We start from the raw sequence: 20495 nt of genomic DNA, 5'->3' as shown, positions 1-20495 counted from the left end.
TCAGCCGCGCACGTCTTGGATCTCGATCAGAGCGTCCAACTCTGCGTCGACGTCCGGGGCCGCGTGACGACCCGTTCCGACCGCAAGGTTGATCACGGGTCCGATCGCCTCCAGACCTGCCTCGGTGAACATTTCGGCGTGTGACGTGGGCACCGGACGGTCGATGATCACCCCGGAGACGAACGGTCGCCACGCCGACGCGGTTCGCAGCGGGTCGAAGGTGTCGGCGTGTGCCGAGAAGAACAGCAGATCGCCCACGAACTTGCCCGGGCGGTATCGGTGAGCCAGTTCGGCGCCTGCGGAGTATTCCTCGAACAGTCGCTCGATCCGATCGCTCGAGACCAAGGGGTGATCGCCGATGGCTTCGCGCAAGAGCGCTTCGGCGTCCTCGGGTGTCAGATCACGCTCGCCGGTGTCCGGGACCGAGATCCCCAACCCGCCGATCAGTTCGGCGAGAGAAGGCTGCGCGCCCGCCATCGTCGGGTCTTCGAGAACGAAGCTGTCGAGCAGAATCAGGTCGGCGACGCTCTCACCCGCGGCTTGCAACTGCACCGCCGCCGCGTGAGCGATCAATCCGCCGATCGACCACCCCAGCAGGTGATACGGACCGTGCGGCTGAACTCCTCGAATTTCCTCGACGTACCGCGCCGCGAAGTCCTCGATCAGCTCCGCCCGAAATTCGGAGTCCGTCAGGACCGGCGACTGCAGGCCGTAGAGCGGCCGGCTGGAGTCGACGTAGCGATCGAGCGCTCCGTAGCACCAGGCCAATCCGATGGCCGGATGGATGCAGAACAGTGGCTCGGCGCGGCCTTCCGGACGTAGTGGCAGGACTACCGCAAGTGCGGAGGTATCCGCGTCACTTGTCACAACTGTTGCCTCGAGTTCGAAGAGTCTGCGCGCCAATGCCTCCGGAGTCGGGTCGGAGAATATCCACGCGACGGGGACGGTCATGCTGGTGCGTTCTTTGATGGCAGCGACCAAACGCGTTGCCATGAGTGAGTTGCCGCCGAGTTCGAAGAAACTCGAATCGGCGTACGTGTCTACGTCGGCCAGATCGAGTACCTCTGCGAAAGCAGCGCAGATCGCGATCTCGTCGCTGCCTTCCGGACTGCGTCCACTCGGCGACTCCCAGTTGGGAGCAGGCAGAGCGCTGCGATCGAGCTTGCCCGCCGGTGTGGTCGGGACTGCGCCGATCACGACAACAGCGGACGGGATCATGTGCGCAGGCAGCGATATACCTGCGTGACGGCGCAGCGCGGCGGCGTCGAAGTCCGCATGTGCCGGGACGACGTACGCGACGATCCGAGCGTCGACGCCCTCCCCGACGACGACGCTGACAGCCGAATGCACGGATGCTTCCGCTGCCAGCACCGCGTCGATTTCTCCGAGTTCGATTCGGAACCCTCGGATCTTGACCTGGTGGTCTGCGCGTCCGAGGTAGATCAGTGCCCCTGAGCGATCTTCGCGCACAAGATCCCCTGTGCGGTACATCCGAGCGCCTTCGGGTCCATGCGGGTCGGCGACGAAGCGCGCGGCTGTGAGTGCGGGGTTGCCGAGGTACCCGCGGGCGAGACCGTCGCCGCTGACGTAGAGCTCACCGACGACCTGGCCGGGAACCGAGTGCAGTCGGGAATCGAGAATCATCGCGTCCACGCCGCGGATCGGACCGCCGATCGTCACGGGCTCCCCCGCGACCAGCGAATCACTGATGGTGACTGCGACGGTGGCCTCGGTCGGGCCGTACGCGTTGAACATTCGGCGCCCCGGTGCCCACCGAGATACGAGGTCGGCGGAACAGGCGTCGCCGCCGACGACGACGGCTTCGAGATGGTCGAGCCCGGCGGGATCGACAGTCGCCAAGGCGGCTGGAGTCACGAAAGCATGGGTGATCGTCTGCTCGTCGAGCAGTTCGTGCAATTCGACACCGCCGAGAACTGTCGGAGGCGCTATCACCATCGTTGCGCCGGCGCCGAAAGCCAGAAGGAGCTCGAGAACCGACGCGTCGAAGCTCGTCGAGGCGAAGCTCAGAGCGCGAGAGTGCGCGGTGACGCCGAAACGCTCCCGCTGTTCGTCGGCAAACGCTGCCAGTCCCGCGTGAGTGACCAACACGCCCTTGGGTTTTCCTGTCGAGCCCGAGGTGTAGATCAAGTAGGCCGGGTTGTCGAACTCGAGTGGCGCGTCCGGCAGTGTCTCGGAATGGACTGCCTCGATTTCGGTGGTGAATTCGATCGCATCCAACTCGATCCACGATGTGACGCCCGGAAGGTCGGCCGCATACTCGCCCCTGGTGATACCGAGTACCGCTCCACTGTCGGTGAGCATGTGCTCGATCCGCTCGGCGGGGTACGCCGGATCCACGGGAAGAAACACTCCGCCGGCTTTCGCTACGGCCCAGAGCGCGATCACATAGTCGGCCGACCTCGGAAGCGCCAGTGCCACCATCATTTCCGGCGCTATTCCGCGAGCGATCAACGCAAACGCCATAGCGTCGGAGCGTCGGTCGAGTTCGCCGTACGTGAGCGTGACGGATGTGGCGACGTCGACGATTGCCGGAGCGTGCGGATCGGCAGCGCCGCGAAGCAGCAACTCCGGCAAGGTCAAAGCATCGCCGGCCGGACGTCCGGGCAACGCACGCAGGCGACGTCCCGCAAGATCCACGTCACCGACGACGGCGGAGGGCTGGGCAGTCAGTGTCTCGACGATCGTTTCCAGCATCACTGCAAACGACTCCGCCGTATCGGTGTCGAAGAGATCCTTCGCGTAGGTGAGGGAGGCCTCGTAGCCGCCGCCTTCCTCCGCGGTCTGTTCGACAACGGTGAACTGCAGGTCGTACTTGGCGATGTCCGGTGTGATCTCGTGGGCACGAACGGCAAGTCCAGGCAGGTCCCACGTCGTCGGGTGGGCGCCGTGGAACGAGATCATCGTCTGGAACACCGGATGACGGTCGGTGCTCCGGGTCGGCGCCACCACGTCCACGACCTGCTCGAACGGAATGTCCGCGTGGGCGAAGGCGTCGAGATCGACGGAGCGGACAGTACGCAGAACGTCGACGAACGTCGACCCGGGATCGACCGTCGTGCGCAGTCCGACCGTGCCCACGAACATTCCCACGAGGTCGTCGAGAACTCGGTGTCCTCGCCCGGCGACCGGAGATCCGATCACGATGTCGGTGCTTCGACTCAGCCTGGACAGCAGGACGGCATAGGCAGCGTGCAGCACCATGAACGGCGTCGCCGCATTGGCTCCGGCAACCGCCTCGACCGCGATCCGGGTGTGCGCCGGAAGCGAGACCGCGGTGTGGGCACCGCTCAACGACTGGGTGAGCGGGCGCGCTCGATCGCTCGGAAGGTCGATCAATTCAGGTGCGCCCCGCAACGTCTCCCGCCAATACGACGCCTGTGCCCCGAGCACGCTCGCGGATTCGTTCACCGCGCCCAGCGCTTCCCGCTGCCAGATGGCGAAGTCCGCGTAATGCACCTCGAGCGCGGTGAACTCGGGAGCGTGTCCCGAACTTCTCGCGACGTAGGCGGTGAGCACGTCCTTCATCAACGGCGCGATCGACCATCCGTCCGCCGCGATGTGGTGGATCACGATGACAAGTGTGTGGTGCTGCGGCGTCGATTCGAGCAGGAGCGCGCGAACGGGAGCTTGGGTCGTGATGTCGAATCCGCGCGACGCGAATTCTCTGGCTAGCTCTGCCGGTTCACGGGTGTCCGCATTTCCGTACTCGAGCGAGGTGAATGCATCCTGGATCACCTGGTGTGGACCGGAGTCGGAGTCGGGGAACACCGTGCGCAGGATTTCGTGCCTTTCGATCACGTCGAGGACCGCAGCTTCGAGGGCCGGCACGTCGAGTGCACCGTCGAGGGAGATCGCAGCAGGGACGTTGTACGCGGGTGAGCCGGGATCCATCTGGTTGAGGAACCAGATGCGTGCTTGCGCGTAGGACAGCGGAATTCGCTCGGGGCGGTCTACGGCGGTGATCGGTGGAAGCGCCTTCGCCCCGGCGGATGTGTCGAGCGCGGTGGCAAGTTCCCGAATTTCGGGGTGCTCGAACAGCATTCGGACAGGCACCTGCCTGCCCAACGACTCGCCGAGTCGCTGGACAAGTCTGGTGGCGAGCAGTGAGTTGCCACCGAGTTCGAAGAAACTGTCCGACGCACCGATCTGTTCGATACCCAGCAGTTCCGCCACGACGCCGGCAACCTGGAGTTCGGTCGCGGTCGTCAGCGGCTCGACACTTCGCTCGGACGAACGCAGTGTCGGCGCCGGCAGCGCCGATCGGTCGAGCTTCCCGACGGGGGTCAGCGGTACGTGATCGATCGGGGTGATCGCCGACGGCACCATGAAGGCGGGCAGTGAGCGGCGCGCATGGCTCAGCAACTCGTCCATCTCGACCGCATCGGCACCGAGCACTACGTACGACGCCAACATCGTCTCACCGGAAGCTGCGTCGACGCCCACGGTGACCGCGAACTCGACGCCGGGGTAAGTGCTGAGGACGGAGTCGATCTCGCCCAGTTCGATGCGGAATCCGCGCACTTTCACCTGGTGATCGGAGCGTCCGACGTATTCGATCGTCCCGAGCGGCGTCCACCGAACCAAGTCACCGGTCCGGTACATGCGGGTGCCGGCCGGGCCGAACGGCGCTGCCACGAATCGCGTCGCCGTCAAGGCGGGTTGGTCGAGGTAGCCGCGGGCAAGTCCCAGGCCGGCGATGTAGAGCTCACCGGTGACCCCGACAGGTACCGGCTGAGCCGAGCCGTCGAGAATTACCGCGGACACGCCGCGGACGGGCCCGCCGATGGTCACGGTCTCCCCCACGCTCAAGGCATCACTGATGCAGACCATGACGGTGGTTTCCGTCGGCCCGTAGCCGTTGAACAATCGGCGACCCGGTGCCCACTTACGGACCAGTTCGGGTGGGCATGCCTCGCCACCGACAACGATCGACTGCAAGACGTCCAGCCCGGTGGGATCGACCGAGGCCAGCGCTGCCGGTGTGATGAACGCGTGGGTCACCTGGTGATCGGTGACCAATTCGGCGAGGTCCTGGCCGCCGTAGACGTCGGGAGAGGCGATCACCATCGTCGCGCCTTCACCGACTGCGAGCAGCAGTTCGAGGATGGATGCGTCGAAGCTCGGTGAGGAGAAGTGCAGCGTCCGCGACTGCGCCGAGATGCCGTAATGCGCCGTCTGCTCGGCCGCCAACGCGCTCAGGCCACGATGAGTGATGCTGACGCCCTTGGGCTTTCCCGTCGATCCGGAGGTGTAGATGATGTAGGCGAGGTTGTCGATTCGGATCGGCGCGGCCGGAACCGGCTGCCCGACACCGTCGCCGTGGATGTCGTCCATTGTCATCCACGGAACCGGGCGGGGCAGTGATTCGATCACCGCTTCCGTCGTCACTCCGCGAGTGGCTCCGGAGTCGGTGAGCATGTGCAGAATGCGATCGGCGGGGTATCGCGGATCGACCGGAACAAACGCGGCGCCGGTCAAGGAAACGCCCCACAAGGCGACGATCGAGTCGATCGAGCGCGGAATCGCGATCGCCACAATGTCTTCGGCACCGATCCCTTCCGTGGTCAGACGGCGGGCAAGCGCCGATGCACGGGCGAAGAGATCTCGGTAGAGCACGGTGGTGTCACCGGATCGAAGGGCCACCGAATCGCCTGAACGGGTGGCGGTCCGCGTCAATATTTCGGCCAAGGTGCGCGAACTGGTCCACGCCGGACCTCGTACCGGCATCAGCGACGCCCGCTCGAGGGTGCTGAGGAAATCTAGGTCGTCGATCGCGGCGTCCGGATCTGCGGCGACGGCGCGGGCCACCGACTGCACACGCGCGGCGATCGTTTCCGCGGTGGCAATGTCGAAGAGCGCCTCGGCGAACCTGAGCGACCCGGTGATCTCGGTCTTCTCGGAATCGCCTGCCAGCAGGGTGAACTCGAGGTCGAACTTCGCGACGGACGGTTCGAGTGCTTGCGCTTCGAGATGCGCGTCGTGGACCGTGACCTGCGGCGAGACCACATTCTGGTGGTACGACAGCATGACCTGAAACAGGGGGTGTCGCGTAGTCGACCGGTCGAGATCGAGGGCGTCGACCAGCACCTCGAAGGGCAGCTCGGGGTGCGCAAAGGCGGCAAGGTCGCGCTCACGGACGACCTCGAGCAGGGAGGTGAACGGCGCTCGGTGATCGACCGGCGTGCGAAGCGGTACCGAATTGACGAACATCCCGATCAGGGAATCCAGCTCGGGTCGCCCGCGGCCTGCCACCGGGGTGCCGACCACCACGTCGTCGGTTGCACCGAGACGCGCGAGAACAACCGCCAGGATCGCGTGTACGACCATGAACTGCGTCGAGCCACTGCGCCTCGCCAAGGCGGCGAGACGCTCCCCGGTCGCCGCGTCGATGACGATCGGCACCGATCCGACGGCGGTCGTGGAGACAGATCCGCGTGGGCGATCGACCGGTAGCAGTACCTCGTCCGGGGCACCAGCCATGGCAGTGGTCCAGAAGGTCAGTTCGCGGGCAACCAGAGACTCCTGGTCGCCGACCTGTCCGAGCGAGTCTTGCTGCCACACCGCGTAGTCGGCGTACTGCACGTCGAGCGGTGTGAAAACCGGGGCGTCTCCAACGACGCGTGCGGAGTACGCCGCGACGAAATCTGTCGCAAAGGGAGTCAGGGACCAGCCGTCGAAGGCGATGTGGTGGATGACGACGACCAGTACGTGAGCGCCGGCGTCCTCGCGCACCAGCATGGCCCGAATCGGCAGATCCGAACCGAGATCGAACCCACGCGCCGCGAACTCCGTCGTCGCCGCGTCCACACCTTCGGATCCGCAGTAGCGCTCGACGGAGAACTGCACGTCGGAGAGCGCTCGGATGACCTGGCTCGGGCCGTCGGCGCTGTCGACGTAGATCGTTCGAAGCACCTCATGGCGTGCAATGACGTCCGCAAGCGCCTCCTCGAGTGCATCGCCGTGGATGTCTCCGGTGATGCGGATCGCGAACGGAATGTTGTAGACCGCGGACTGGGGGTCGAAGCGATTGACGAACCACAGGCGCTGTTGCGCGGCGGAGAGCGGTAGGCGGTCCGGCCGAGCGCCGGCGCTCAGGGCAGGTCGATCGTCTGATTCTTCGGCGCTCGCCGCCAGACGTGCAGCGAGCGCTTCGACGGTCGGCGCTTCGAAGATCGAGCGAACGTCCACCGTGAGTCCCGTCGCTGCGCTCAACCGCGCGGACACCTGCGTCGCGACGAGCGAGTTGCCCCCGAGATCGAAGAAGCTGTCTCCGGCCCGGACCTCGGGCACGTCGAGCAGTGAAGCGAACACGTCGGCAACGGTTCGTTCGAGTCCGGCCTCGGGTTCACGGCCCGTTCCGAGGATTTCGCGCGGTATCGGCGTCGGCAACGCTCTGCGATCGAGTTTGCCGACCGGAGTCAACGGAATGGCGTCGATCGGGGTGATCGACGACGGAATCATGTACCGCGGCAGCGTGTCGGCGAGTCCCACGAACAGCGACTCGATATCAGCGTCGCCGCTCAGCAACACGTACGACGCCAGAGTGGTACCCGCGGCGGATTCGACGGGAATCGTCGTGGCGAACTGGACGAGAGGGGAATCCATCAGAGCAGCGTCGATCTCGCCGAGTTCGATGCGGAACCCGCGGATCTTGAGCTGATGATCGCTGCGGCCCACGTAGCGAAGGGTCAGGTCCTTGGTCCAGCGGACCAGGTCACCGGTTCGGTACATCCGGGCACCGGGCGTCGAGTACGGATGCGCGACAAACCGATCCGACGTCAGCGCGGGACGAAGGTGGTAACCACGTGCAAGGCCCGGCCCACCGATGTACAGCTCGCCGACGCCGCCGATCGGGACCGGTTGCAGCCGAGAGTCGAGCACCACGGCGTCGATTCCGCGGATGGGACCGCCGATGGTGATCGGCTCCCCCGGTGAGAGTGGGTCACTGATGGCAACCATGACAGTGGTTTCGGTCGGACCGTATCCGTTGTGCAGTCTGCGCCCGTTGCCCCAGCTCGAGACCAATTCCGGCGTGCACACGTCGCCGCCGACGACTACGCATTCCAGTGCCGTCACGCCCGCCGGATCGACGGTCGCCAGCGCAGCCGGAGTGATGAAGGCATGAGTGACCTCGTGACTTCGGAGGAACTCGCTCAACGCCTCCCCTCCGTAGATGTCGGGAGGGGCGATCACCATCGTCGCGCCGGTCGAACCGGCGAGCAGTAGCTCGAGTACGGCGCCGTCGAAGCTCGGTGACGCAAAATGCAGAGTTCGCGACCCGGCGGTGATCCGGTACCGATCCTGTTGTTCGCGAGCAAGATTGGCCAAACCCGCGTGAGTGACGACGGTGCCCTTCGGCACTCCGGTCGAGCCGGACGTGTAGATGACGTACGCGGCCGACGCCGCAGTGGTCGACGCTGTTCTGTCAGCGTCGTCGATGGCAGCGTCGGAGTAGGCGGCACATTCTGCAACCCTGTCCGCGTCGCCGAGGTCGATCCAGACTGCGACGTTCCCACCGGCTGCCGGACCGGCCGCAACCTCGGCGGACCGAATTCCGATCCGCACACCCGAATCCGCGAGCATGTGCGCAACTCGATCTGCGGGATAACGGGGATCGACCGGGACGAAAACGCCACCGGCTTTGGTGACCGACCAGACTGCGAGCACGGAGTCGACCGATCGGGCAACTGCCAGTGCGACCGGTGTCTCGGGGCCGACGCCCAGGTCCATGAGGTATCGAGCGATCCGATTCGATCGACGCTCCAGCTCCCCGTACGAGAGTGAGCGCTCGGAGTCTTCGAGGGCGATCGCGTCGGGATACTTCCTCGCGGTGTCTCCGAGGATCTGCGCCAGCGTCGATTCGCCCACCGAAGCCACACCGCGTCGCGGCAATATCGCGGCACTCTCCCGCGATCCGAGTACACGAAGGTCACCAACCGGTGCAGTCGGTTCCGACACTGCCGATTCCACGAGGGTCACGAAGTTTCGCGCCAACGCTTCGACGGTCGCGCTGTCGAACAGGTCGGTGGAATAGGTGAACGTGGCATCGATCCCAGCTGCAGCTCCGGCCTCGTGACGTTCGGTGACGGTGAGCTCGAGGTCGAACTTGGTCAGCCCCGTCTCGACTGCCCGCGCCGTCATCGACACCCCGGCCAGTTCGGCAGTGTGGGTGGTGGCTATCCGCGAGGTGATGGCCGCTTGAAAGACCGGGTGGTGCGCAGGCGAGCGGTCCAGTTCGAGCGCGTCCACGACGACGTCGAAAGGCACGTCCGCATTGTCGAAGGCATCCACGTCGACGGCCCTGACCTGCGACAGGTGTGCGGCGAACGTTGCGTCCCGATCGACGACGGTCCGCAAGGCCAGAGTGTTGACGAACATGCCGACGAGCAGATCGAGAGATCTGTCCCCTCGTCCGGCCACCGGTGTTCCGATGACGATGTCGTCCGTGCCGCTGTACCTGGCCAGAAGCAGGGCGAAGCACGCGTGCAGGGCGATGAACGGCGTGGCGTCGTGATCGGCGGCAAGTACAACGAGCTTCTGATGCGTGGAAGCGCCGATTCTGATGTCGACTCCGGCTCCGCGCATGGTCGGGTCGAGTGCGCGCGGACGGTCCGTCGGCAGGTGGAGCTGCTCGGGCGCTCCCGCCAGCTGCTGCTTCCAGAACGCGATCTGTGAGTGGGCAAGTGAATCGGTGGATGACGCGTCGCCGAGGTGTTCTCGGTGCCAGAGCGTGTAGTCGGCGTACTGCACCGGAAGGGGTGCCCACTGCGGGCTGTTGCCGCCGACGCGGGCGGCGTAGGCGCCGGTCAGATCAGCAGCCAACGGCGCGAGCGACCAACCGTCGGCCACCATGTGGTGCAGAACCACTACGAGGACAGCTTCCTCGTCATCGCCTTCCTTCTCGGCGGCGACAGTGATCATCAGGTAGCGCACCGGACGTTCGCGGACCAGATCGAAACCGGCCGAAGAGAATTCGAAGATCACTCTCTCGAGGCTTCCGCGTTCCACGTCGATCGACTCGAGCCCTGCGATCCCCTCGCCCAGGCCCAGAACCTTCTGCGTCGCGTTGTCCCCGATCTGAGGAAACACGGTGCGTAGTGACTCGTGACGTGTCACGACGTCCACGATCGCGGCACTGAGTGCGTCGGGATCGACGGCGCCGCGCAACGACACCGCCAGTGGAATGTTGTACGCACCTGATTCCGGTGCCACGCGGTTCAGGAACCACAGTCGCTGCTGCGCGGGAGCGAGAGGCAGTACCGCCGGCCGGGCCACGACCTGAATACCGTCGGCGTCCGGGGTCTGTGCCGCACGCTCGATCGTCGCCGCGATCCCGGACACCGTGGGATGGTCGAAGAGTGCACGCAGCGGCATTTTAACCCCGGTGGCTTCGGTCAAGCGCGCTACCGCCGTCGTCGCTACCAGCGAGTTTCCGCCCAGATGGAAGAAATTATCGTCGAGTCCGAGCGGTCCACTACTCAGGATGTCAGCCAGAACCGCCGCAACCTTGCCCTCGGTCGGGGTCGTCGGGGGTCGGAAGACCTTGGTGGAGGCCAGGATAGGCGAAGGCAGCGCACGCCGGTCCAGTTTTCCGTTGGTGGTCAACGGAATCGAATCGAGGACCATGAAGGCATCGGGAACCATGTAGGTCGGGAGGGCTTCGGCGGCGTGAGCTCGGAGGGCTTCGGCGTCCACGACGTCGGAAGCGGTCACATAGGTCACGAGAGCGCCGCCCGCCGGCGTCGGAGCCACGACGGTCACGGCATCGTCGATTCCCGGCGCGCTGAGGATGACGGAGTCGATTTCGCCGAGTTCGATCCGGAATCCGCGGATCTTGACCTGCGCGTCGCCGCGTCCGAGGTACTCGAGTTGTCCGGGCGCAATCCATCGTGCGCGGTCGCCGGACCGGTACAACCGTCGTCCGCCGGCATTGAACGGATCGGCGACGAACCGGCCCGCGGTGAGGTCTGGACGGCCCAGATAGCCACGGGCGAGTTGACCGCCCGCGACATAGATCTCCCCCGCGATCCCCACCGGGACCGGGGAGAGATGCTCGTCGAGCAGGTACACACGAAGTCCGTCGATCGCGTCACCGATCCGGCTGCCGGTCAGCGCACTCGCGCTCGCCCGGTCGAGTTCGAGATGGGTGACGTGCACCGTCGTCTCGGTGATGCCGTACATGTTGACGAGTGCAGGCGCGGATTCCGTGTGACTTTCGTACCCCGGGTGATTGTCGTACCAGCGCCCGAGTCGACGCAGGTCCAAGGCTTCGCCACCGAAGATCACGTACCGGAGCCGGGTCTCCGAATCGGCTCGAAGGTCGGCTTCGATGTACTGGTAGAAGGCCGAGGGCGTCTGATTGAGCACGGTGACGCCTTCTGCGGCGACCAGCGCCCGGAAGGCGTCAGGGTCGCGTGATACCTCGTGATCGACCAGGACCAGCGTTCCGCCGTGGAGCAGCGCGCCCCACAGTTCCCACACCGAGAAGTCGAAGGCGAACGAGTGGAACATCGTCCACACGTCGTTGCCGTCGAATCCGAATTCGACGTGCGTGTTCTCGAACAATCGCACCACGGTGGCGTGGGTGACGGAGACGCCCTTGGGTCGGCCCGTCGACCCCGAGGTGTAGATCACGTACGCCAGATTGTCGGCTCCGTGTCCGCGCGGGCGCTCATCGGTTTCCAGACTCTCACCGGAGTACTCGTCGGACTCGACCCCGACGACCACCACGTCAGAGTTCGGGAAGGCGGAGTTCGGGAAAGTGGAGTTCGGGAAAGTGGAATCGGAGATGACGCACACCGGTTGCGCATCCTCGACCACATACGCCAAACGCTCGGCGGGGTGCGCACCATCGAGTGGGAGGTATCCGCCGCCGGCCTTCACTACCGCGACAGCGGCAACGATCATGTCCACGGATTTCGGCAGCATGATTCCGACCAACGACTCGGATCGCACGCCATGATCGACGAGCTTGCGCGCCAACTGATTCGATCGTCGATCGAGTTCGCGGTACGACACGCGCTCGCTACCTGCGACAACGGCGATCGCTTCCGGGGTCGCCCGAATGCGGTCGGAAAGGATCTGGGAGAGCGTTCGGACCGGGGTAATCGGCAGAACGGGCGGCACCAGCGCCTGGCGCGCGTCCGGGCGCAGTAGATCCACTGAGCCGAGCGCCGAGTGCGGAGCACCGACCATCGCGGTCAAGATTCGTAGATAACGGTCGGCGAGGTCCTCGGCTTGCTCCTTCGTGCCGAGCCAATCCAGAACACCGGAGATCGGCTGATCGAAATCGGCATGCTCACCAGTCGGAATCGCCAGGGAGACAAACAGTTCCGGCACGGTGGCCAGATCCGATCCGATAGGCGCACCGACCATGAGCCCCGGAAATCTCGGGTGAGCATCCAGCGGCTCCTCGAAGCAGACCATCGCCCGGAACAACGGGCCCGTCTCGACCCAGCGGCCGTCACCGAGTGCGGCGGTCACCGAAGACAGAAGAATGTCTGCGTGTTCGAGAGCTTCGATTGCGACGGTGTCCACCGCACCGACCAGGTCGGTGAGCGTCATGGTGTTCGACACCGTCGAGCGAAGCACCAACTGGTTGGCGAACATCGAGACGAAATCGTCCGGATTGGAGGCGCCGTACCCTCGGACCGAGACGCCGATCGACACCTCGTCGGCCGAACCGACGCGGCGCAGCAGTCCGGCCATCGCAGACTGGAACAGCACGAACAGACTCGTGTTCATCGTCGTCGCCATCGTCTCGAGGCTCCGGCAGAGGCCTGCCTCGATCTCGAGGGGCGTGGACGTTCGACCGGTTCCGGCGACGACCGGCAAACCCAGCTCCTCGGCGGGGTTCGACAAGGTCGCAGACCAGTACTCGACGTTGCGGGCGTGTTGGACTTCGGCGATCCATTTCCCCGCGGCGTCGGGGTCGATGTCCATCAATCGAGTTCCCGATTCTGCGGCGCAGAATAATTCGAGGAATTCGAGGAAACGCCGGTGGTGACGCGAGATGTCCTCGTTGGTGTACAGGTCTGGGTTCGCGGCGAAGTCGATCTGGATCTCTTCGGCTGCGGAAGTCTGATAGACGTTGACGGAGAGGTCTTCGATCGGCCCGGTCGAGATCACGTTCAGTTCGCCGTGCGCGTCCCCGAGAGTGATTCCGGAATGGAACAGCATGAGGTTGATCAACGGCCCGTGGAAGCCTCGTCCGTCGGCGATGCTGTGATCACCGTCGTTGAGGTCGCGTCGTAGGTCCTCGTGGCGGTACTTCTGATGACGCAGTGCGCCGGTGAGTTCGATCTTCACCTCGTGCAGCAGGTCCCCGACCGCGAAATGCGGATCGACGCTCGCACGTATCGGGACGACGTTCGACATCATTCCGCCGGACCTGCGAGCAGCTTTTGTCGTCCGCCCCGAGACCGGCAGGCTGAGGACCACGTCGCGGGTCCCGGTGGCCCGGGCGAGGTAAGCCGCCAGTGCACCGATCACCACTGACGACGTCGTCACGTCGTGGGCGGCGGCCAGCCGTTCGAGGGAGCTCCGCAGTTCCGTAGGTACCGTGGCCGACCGTAGGCGTGACCATGCCTGCGACGGAGCAGTCGAGGACGCGAGCGAGGTTCCGCCCGGCTTGTCGGCCATCTTGGTGTTCCAGTAGTCGCGATCGCGTTCCCACCGGGTTGAGCCCAGATAGTCGGCCTCTGCCTTCACCAACGATTGGAGGGGGGCAGTTACCGCTGGGGGAACTGGCAGATCCCGCACCGCGGCGGTGTAGATCTCGGCTGTGCGGTTCATCATCGACATCGCGCCGAAACCGTCGAGCGCCACATGATGAATACGGCTGTACCAGTAGTAATGGTCGTCGCGAAGCACCAGGACTGCCAGCCTGACCAGACGATCGGTGAACGGATCGATGGCGGTGGTGTGCTCTCTGCGCATCCATTCCTGCGCTGCAGATTCCGGATCCGATTCGGCGCGAAGATCGACCACGTCGAGGGAGTCGTCCATGTCGAGATCGAGCCACTGACGCGCAACCCCGTCCACCTCGACCAGGCGCAGATATCCGGAGCCGATCTCACGACCGGTCTGTTTGCTGGCAGCGGTCAGCAGCTCGATGTCGAGTGGGCCGTCCACGTCCACGTACTGAGCGATGCTGACGGGAATCTCGGGTCGAAGCTGTTGTGCGACAAGCAGGGAAAGTTGCGCGGCAGAAAGAGGGAAGGTGAGTTCGTCGTCCGGACGAGCTGCGGAAACGATTCCTCGGTCGGGACTGCCATCCACACGAATCTCCCTCTTACAACTTGATCATGATGCAAACAGGTTTATGCGTCCGCTGGACGCTTCGAACTGATCGGGGCACTTCGAAAATGAGACGAATACTTTGGAAAGCTCGGGTGGAAACTGGCAAATCGCCCGCCGGAGATCACATCGTGACAATCAGCTGCGATGTTACCGATCAGTCAGCTTCCAGCAAATATTCATCAAACAACCATTTGGGACTATTGTCCTGAATATCATGGCTAAAACGGCCCTATATAACAAACCGAAGCGCCGGTACCCGACGAACGGGCACCGACGCTCCGGTGAAATGTATTCAGTTGATCGTGCCGAGGTTGCTTGTCAGACCGTGAAGCCGAGTGCGCGCAGTTGCTCGCGTCCGTCTTCGGTGATCTTGTCCGGTCCCCACGGCGGCAACCACACCCAGTTGATCTTCATGTCGGTACACAGATCGCTACGCACAAGTGCGCCGCGCGCCTGGTCCTCGATCACGTCGGTCAACGGGCACGCCGCCGACGTCAAAGTCATGTCGATCGTGACGACACCGTCGTCTTCGAAGAGTCCGTAGACCAAGCCGAGATCGACGACGTTGATTCCCAGTTCGGGATCGACGACGTCGCGCATCGCTTCTTCGAGTTCGTCGAGTCGCTCAGGCGACGGGACAGTGCCACTGCCCTGTGCGCCACCGAATTCCGCAGTGGAATCGGGATTCGGATTCACCGGAGCGCCGACCTCGGCGTCCTGCACTGGTTGTGTCTCGGTCATGATCCCTGTCCTTCAGTCGTGTCGACCAATTCACTGCTGCTGTCCGCCGTCGTCACAGCACTGCCGTCGACAATCTGGACTACAGCATCCTTGAATGCCATCCATCCGAGCAAGGCGCACTTCACGCGTGCCGGATACTTCGAGACTCCGACGAACGCGATACCGTCGCCGAGAACGTCCTCGTCCCCCTCGACGGTGCCCCGACTGCTCACCATCTCGTTGAACGCCGTCACCGTCTTCAGTGCGTCGGTGACCTGCATCCCGATGACGAGGTCGTTGAGCACCGACGTCGACGCCTGGCTGATCGAACAACCCTGACCGTCGTACGAGACGTCGGAGACCGTTCCGTCCTCGGAGATCTGGACGCGCAACGTCACCTCGTCGCCACACGTCGGGTTGACGTGGTGCACCTCGGCGCCGAACGGCTCACGGAGTCCGCGGCCGTGCGGATGTTTGTAGTGATCGAGGATCACTTCCTGATACATCTGCTCCATGCGCATGATTCAGTTCAACTCCCCTGCGACACCGAAAAATTCCTGCGCACGCTTGATCGCGGCAACGAGAACATCGATTTCCGCGGTGGTGTTGTAGAGCGCAAACGACGCACGGGCCGTCGCAGCGACACCGAACTTACGATGCAGCGGCCACGCACAATGGTGTCCGACGCGAATCGCGACGCCCTCGTCGTCGAGGATCTGTCCGAGGTCGTGGGCGTGAATACCGTCCACGACAAAGGAAATCGCTCCGCCGCGGTTCTCGGACGTCTGCGGTCCGATGATGCGCAGACCTTCGATCGCCGACAACTTTTCGAGAGCAGCCTCCACCAACACGTGCTCGTGCGCGGCGACGGCGTCCATCCCGAAGGTGTTCAGGTAATCCACGGCAGCGCCCAACCCGACCACCTGTGAGGTCATCGGTACGCCGGCTTCGAAACGCTGAGGCGGTGGCGCGTAAGTGCTGACCTCCATGGTGACCGTCTCGATCATCGAGCCACCGGTGATGAACGGAGGCATTGCTGCCAGCAGTTCACGACGGCCGTAGAGAACTCCGACCCCCGAAGGGCCGAGCATCTTGTGACCGGAGAACGCCGCGTAGTCCACTCCCAGTTCGTGGAAGTCGACCGCCATGTGAGGCACCGACTGGCACGCGTCGAGCACGACGAGCGCACCGACGGCGCGTGCTCGTCGCACCAATTCCTCGACGGGCGCGATCGCGCCGGTCACGTTGGACTGGTGGGTGAACGAAACGACCTTCACCGCGTCCGTCAGCTCCAGCGAATCGAGATCGATCCGGCCGTCGTCGGTGACGCCGTACCACTTGAGCGTCGCACCGGTTCGGCGCGCAAGTTCCTGCCAGGGAACGAGGTTGGCGTGGTGTTCGAGTTCGGTGATGACGATTTCGTCGCCAGGACCGACGTGGCGGTCGAAGCGATCGTCACCGAGAACGTAGGTCACCAGATTGAGACCCTCGGTGGCGTTCTTGGTGAACACCAACTCGTCCGATTCCGCACCCACGAAGGAAGCGATGGTGGCGCGAGCATTCTCGTACGCGTCAGTCGCCTCTTCTGCGAGCTGATGAGCACCCCGGTGTACTGCCGCGTTACACGTGGTCAGGAAGTCCCGTTCGGCATCGAGAACCTGGACCGGACGCTGTGAGGTAGCGCCGGAATCCAAGTACACCAAAGGTTTTCCGTCGCGCACGGTTCGCGCCAGGATCGGGAAGTCGGCCCGAACCGCTGTGACGTCGAGCTCGCGCACCGAGGTGGTCATCGTGATTACGCTCCCTGGGTAGCTGCGGTGTCCGCGGTGAAACGAACGTAGCCGTTGGTCTCGAGCTCGTCGGCCAGCTCCGGTCCACCGGACTCGACGATGCGGCCACCGACGAACACGTGAACGAAGTCGGGGTTGATGTAGCGCAGAATGCGCGTGTAGTGCGTGATCAGCAGAACGCCGCCGTTCTCGCGCTCCTTGTAGCGGTTGACGCCTTCGGAGACGGTGCGCAGAGCGTCGACGTCGAGGCCGGAGTCGGTCTCGTCGAGGATCGCGATCTTCGGCTTGAGCATGCCCAACTGCAGGATCTCGTGGCGCTTCTTCTCGCCACCGGAGAAACCTTCGTTGACCGAGCGCTCGATGAACGAGGGATCGATCTCGAGCTCGCTGAGGGCTTCCTTGACTTCCTTGACCCAGTGGCGCAGCTTGGGAGCCTCGCCTCGCACGGCCGTAGCGGCGGTGCGCAGGAAGTTGGACATGGAAACGCCGGGAACCTCGACGGGGTACTGCATGGCCAGGAAGAGCCCGGCACGCGCACGCTCGTCGACGCTCATTGCGAGGACGTCTTCACCGTTGAGGGTGATGGAGCCGGACGTGACCTGGTACTTGGGGTGACCGGCGATGGCGTACGACAGAGTCGACTTGCCGGAGCCGTTGGGGCCCATGATCGCGTGGGTCTCCCCCGAGCGGACCGTGAGGTCGACGCCCTTGAGGATCTGGATGGGCTCGGCGTTGGCATCGGAGTTGGCGACCTCGACGTGCAGGTCACGAACCTCGAGGACCGAGGTGGTGGTGTTGTCACTGGTAGACATGAAATTCCTTCAAGATGAGGCGGGCGAGCGTAGCGACGGGGTGGTGTCGCCGGCGGGGCGGTCAGGAGCCGACGGCTGCGAGTTCGGCTTCGACTGCGGCTTCGAGGCGATCGCGCACCTCGGGAACAGCGATCTTGTTGATGATTTCGTGGAAGAACCCACGTACGACCAGACGACGAGCCTGATCCTCCGGGATACCACGAGCACGCAGGTAGAACAGCTGCTCGTCGTCGAAACGTCCCGTTGCACTTGCGTGGCCGGCCCCGACGATCTCACCGGTTTCGATTTCGAGGTTCGGAACCGAGTCGGCGCGGGCGCCGTCGGTCAGCACCAGGTTGCGGTTGAGCTCGAACGTGTCGGTGCCCTCCGCTGCGGCGCGGATGAGAACGTCGCCGATCCACACGGTGTGCGCGTCGGGCTTGCCGGATCCGGGATCTCCCTGAAGCGCACCCTTGTAGACCACGTTGGACTTGCAGTTGGGCTGCGAATGGTCCACCAGCAGACGCTGTTCCAGATGCTGGCCGGCGTCGGCGAAGTACAGGCCGAGCAGTTCGGCGTCGCCGCCCGGTCCGTCGTACTTGACGGTGGCGGACAGGCGCACCAGGTCGCCGCCCAGGCTGATCGAGGTGTATCGAAGCACTGCGTCGCGGTTCAGGCGAGCGTGGTGTGACGTCACATGAACTGCGTCGTCCGCCCAGTCCTGGATGGCCACCACGGTCAGCTGCGAACTGTCACCGAGAACGAATTCGATGTTCTCCGCGAAGGTTCCGCTGCCGCGCTGGTCGATCACGAACGTCGCCTTGGCGAACTGCGCCAGACGAATCTGGGTGTGTCCGTAGGCGACGTTGTCGACTCCGGGGCCGGTCATGGTGACCACAACGGGCTTCTCGACCTCGACCTCGGCACCAACCGAGATGACCGTTGCCGTCTCGAAGCTCGAATACGCCTGCGCTGCAATGCGATCAGCGGGAACGCCGGCTTTGCCCAGACGTGCGTCGTCACGGCCGACGGTCTCGACGGTGATGTCGCTTCCGCCGTCGACCTCGACGGTGACCTGTCCGTTGGCGACGGCGCTGCCGTCGTGCAATCCCCGGAGGCGACGCAGCGGGGTGAACCGCCAGATCTCGTCACGTCCGCCGGGAACCTCGAAAGCATTGACGTCGAACGAGGAGAACTGCTCACCCTTGTTCGTGATGGGTGAGCCGGTGGCTGCACCCTTTACAGGAGCGGTCGGGTTCTCCCCGGCAACAGCTCCGATGACTCCGGTCTCTGGCGTGGTCACTAACCCACAGCCCCTTCCATCTGAAGTTCGATAAGGCGGTTGAGCTCGAGCGCGTACTCCATCGGGAGTTCCTTCGCGATGGGCTCGACGAATCCACGCACGATGGTGGCCATCGCCTCGTCCTCGGTCAGTCCGCGGCTCATCAGGTAGAAGAGCTGATCGTCACTGACCTTCGAAACGGTGGCCTCGTGACCCATGGTGACGTCGTCCTCGCGGATGTCGACGTACGGGTAGGTGTCGCTTCGGCTGATCTGGTCGACCAGCAGAGCGTCACACTTGACGGTCGACTTGGAGCCGTGGGCACCCTTGTTGACCTGCACCAGACCGCGGTACGACGCACGTCCACCACCACGGGCGACAGACTTGCTGATGATGGTCGAGGACGTGTGCGGCGCGAGGTGGAGCATCTTGGCGCCGGTGTCCTGGTGCTGGCCCTCGCCGGAGAACGCAACGGAGAGAACCTCACCGCGGGCGTACTCGCCCATCAGCCACACGGCCGGGTACTTCATGGTGACCTTGGAGCCGATGTTGCCGTCGACCCACTCCATGGATCCGCCGGCCTCGACCTTGGTGCGCTTGGTCACCAGGTTGTAGACGTTGTTGGACCAGTTCTGGATGGTCGTGTAGCGGCAGTGGCCACCCTTCTTCACGATGATCTCGACGACGGCCGAGTGCAGTGAATCGGACTTGTAGATCGGCGCGGTGCAACCCTCGACATAGTGCACGGAGGCATCTTCGTCGACGATGATCAGGGTGCGCTCGAACTGACCCATGTTCTCGGTGTTGATGCGGAAGTACGCCTGCAACGGGATGTCCACGTGGACTCCCGGCGGAACGTAGATGAACGAGCCACCGGACCACACGGCGGTGTTCAGCGCGGAGAACTTGTTGTCGCCGGCCGGGATGACCGATCCGAAGTACTCCTTGAACAGCTCCGGGTGCTGCTTGAGACCGGTGTCCGTGTCGAGGAAGATGACGCCCTGCTCCTCGAGGTCCTCACGGATCGAGTGGTAGACGACCTCGGACTCGTACTGAGCTGCGACGCCGGCAACGAGGCGCTGCTTCTCCGCCTCGGGGATGCCGAGCTTGTCGTACGTGTTCTTGATGTCCTCGGGCAGGTCTTCCCACGACTCGGCCTGCTTCTCGCTGGACCGGACGAAGTACTTGATGTTGTCGAAGTGAATACCTTCGAGGTCGCTGCCCCAGTTCGGCATCGGCTTCTTGTCGAAGGTGCGCAGCGCCTTGAGGCGGATGTCGAGCATCCACTCGGGCTCGCTCTTCTTGGCGGAGATGTCCCGCACGACAGCCTCGGACAACCCGCGCTGCGCGCTGGCTCCGGCTTCGTCGGAATCGGACCAGCCGTAGCCGTAATGACCGAGGGACGCGATGGTCTCTTCCTGCGTGAGCGGCTCGGTGCCTGCTGCCGCAGTGGTAGTCGCCTGGTCTGATGTGACGGTCATGCGAGCTCCTTCCGGAGTCTTGTTTCTTGACGGCTGCTCGGGTTCAGCGAGGGCTGGTCGCTGTGGTCGAGCAGTTCTGACTTTGAAGAACTAGCTGAAAAATCTCTAT

The 20495-nt window shown here is 64.1% G+C and carries 7 protein-coding genes; all 7 read right to left on the bottom strand.

The features are described 5' to 3' along the window. The 7 genes from AC1Q6C_RS15380 to sufB all read right to left on the bottom strand — a co-directional run bounded on the left by AC1Q6C_RS15380 (position 1) and on the right by sufB (position 20386). A complete protein-coding gene (locus AC1Q6C_RS15380; RefSeq protein ID WP_492666684.1) occupies positions 1-14301 on the bottom strand; it encodes an amino acid adenylation domain-containing protein in 14301 nt (4766 codons plus the stop codon). 339 nt (positions 14302-14640) lie between these two features. Next, positions 14641-15063, bottom strand: a complete 423-nt coding sequence (locus AC1Q6C_RS15375; protein WP_003944963.1) for a metal-sulfur cluster assembly factor — start codon at positions 15061-15063, stop codon at positions 14641-14643. After that, positions 15060-15563, bottom strand: coding sequence for a Fe-S cluster assembly sulfur transfer protein SufU (gene sufU, locus AC1Q6C_RS15370; RefSeq protein WP_003944894.1), 504 nt, complete (start codon positions 15561-15563; stop codon positions 15060-15062). The genes AC1Q6C_RS15375 and sufU overlap by 4 nt, the downstream gene beginning before the upstream one ends. A 3-nt stretch (positions 15564-15566) precedes the next feature. Beyond that, positions 15567-16832, bottom strand: coding sequence for a cysteine desulfurase (locus AC1Q6C_RS15365; protein ID WP_230359862.1), 1266 nt, complete (start codon positions 16830-16832; stop codon positions 15567-15569). A gap of 5 nt (positions 16833-16837) precedes the next feature. Beyond that, positions 16838-17644, bottom strand: a complete 807-nt coding sequence (sufC, locus tag AC1Q6C_RS15360; RefSeq protein WP_003944795.1) for a Fe-S cluster assembly ATPase SufC — start codon at positions 17642-17644, stop codon at positions 16838-16840. 61 nt (positions 17645-17705) lie between these two features. Next, positions 17706-18926, bottom strand: coding sequence for a Fe-S cluster assembly protein SufD (sufD, locus tag AC1Q6C_RS15355; RefSeq protein ID WP_003945011.1), 1221 nt, complete (start codon positions 18924-18926; stop codon positions 17706-17708). Then, complete coding sequence (sufB, locus tag AC1Q6C_RS15350; protein WP_003944799.1) at positions 18926-20386, bottom strand: Fe-S cluster assembly protein SufB; 1461 nt, start codon at positions 20384-20386, stop codon at positions 18926-18928. Before sufB ends, sufD begins: the two co-directional genes overlap by 1 nt. Positions 20387-20495 lie beyond the last annotated feature (109 nt).

It is taken from the genome of Rhodococcus sp. MT28 (assembly GCF_058792695.1).
This window is presented reverse-complemented; position numbering and strand designations above follow the sequence as displayed.

Excerpts from the sequence above, each read along its gene's own strand:
- AC1Q6C_RS15375 (WP_003944963.1), bottom strand. The coding sequence starts at position 15,063 with ATGACCGAGACACAACCAGTGCAGGACGCCGAGGTCGGCGCTCCGGTG.
- sufU (WP_003944894.1), bottom strand. The coding sequence starts at position 15,563 with ATGCGCATGGAGCAGATGTATCAGGAAGTGATCCTCGATCACTACAAA.
- AC1Q6C_RS15365 (WP_230359862.1), bottom strand. The coding sequence starts at position 16,832 with ATGACCACCTCGGTGCGCGAGCTCGACGTCACAGCGGTTCGGGCCGAC.
- sufC (WP_003944795.1), bottom strand. The coding sequence starts at position 17,644 with ATGTCTACCAGTGACAACACCACCACCTCGGTCCTCGAGGTTCGTGAC.
- sufB (WP_003944799.1), bottom strand. The coding sequence starts at position 20,386 with ATGACCGTCACATCAGACCAGGCGACTACCACTGCGGCAGCAGGCACC.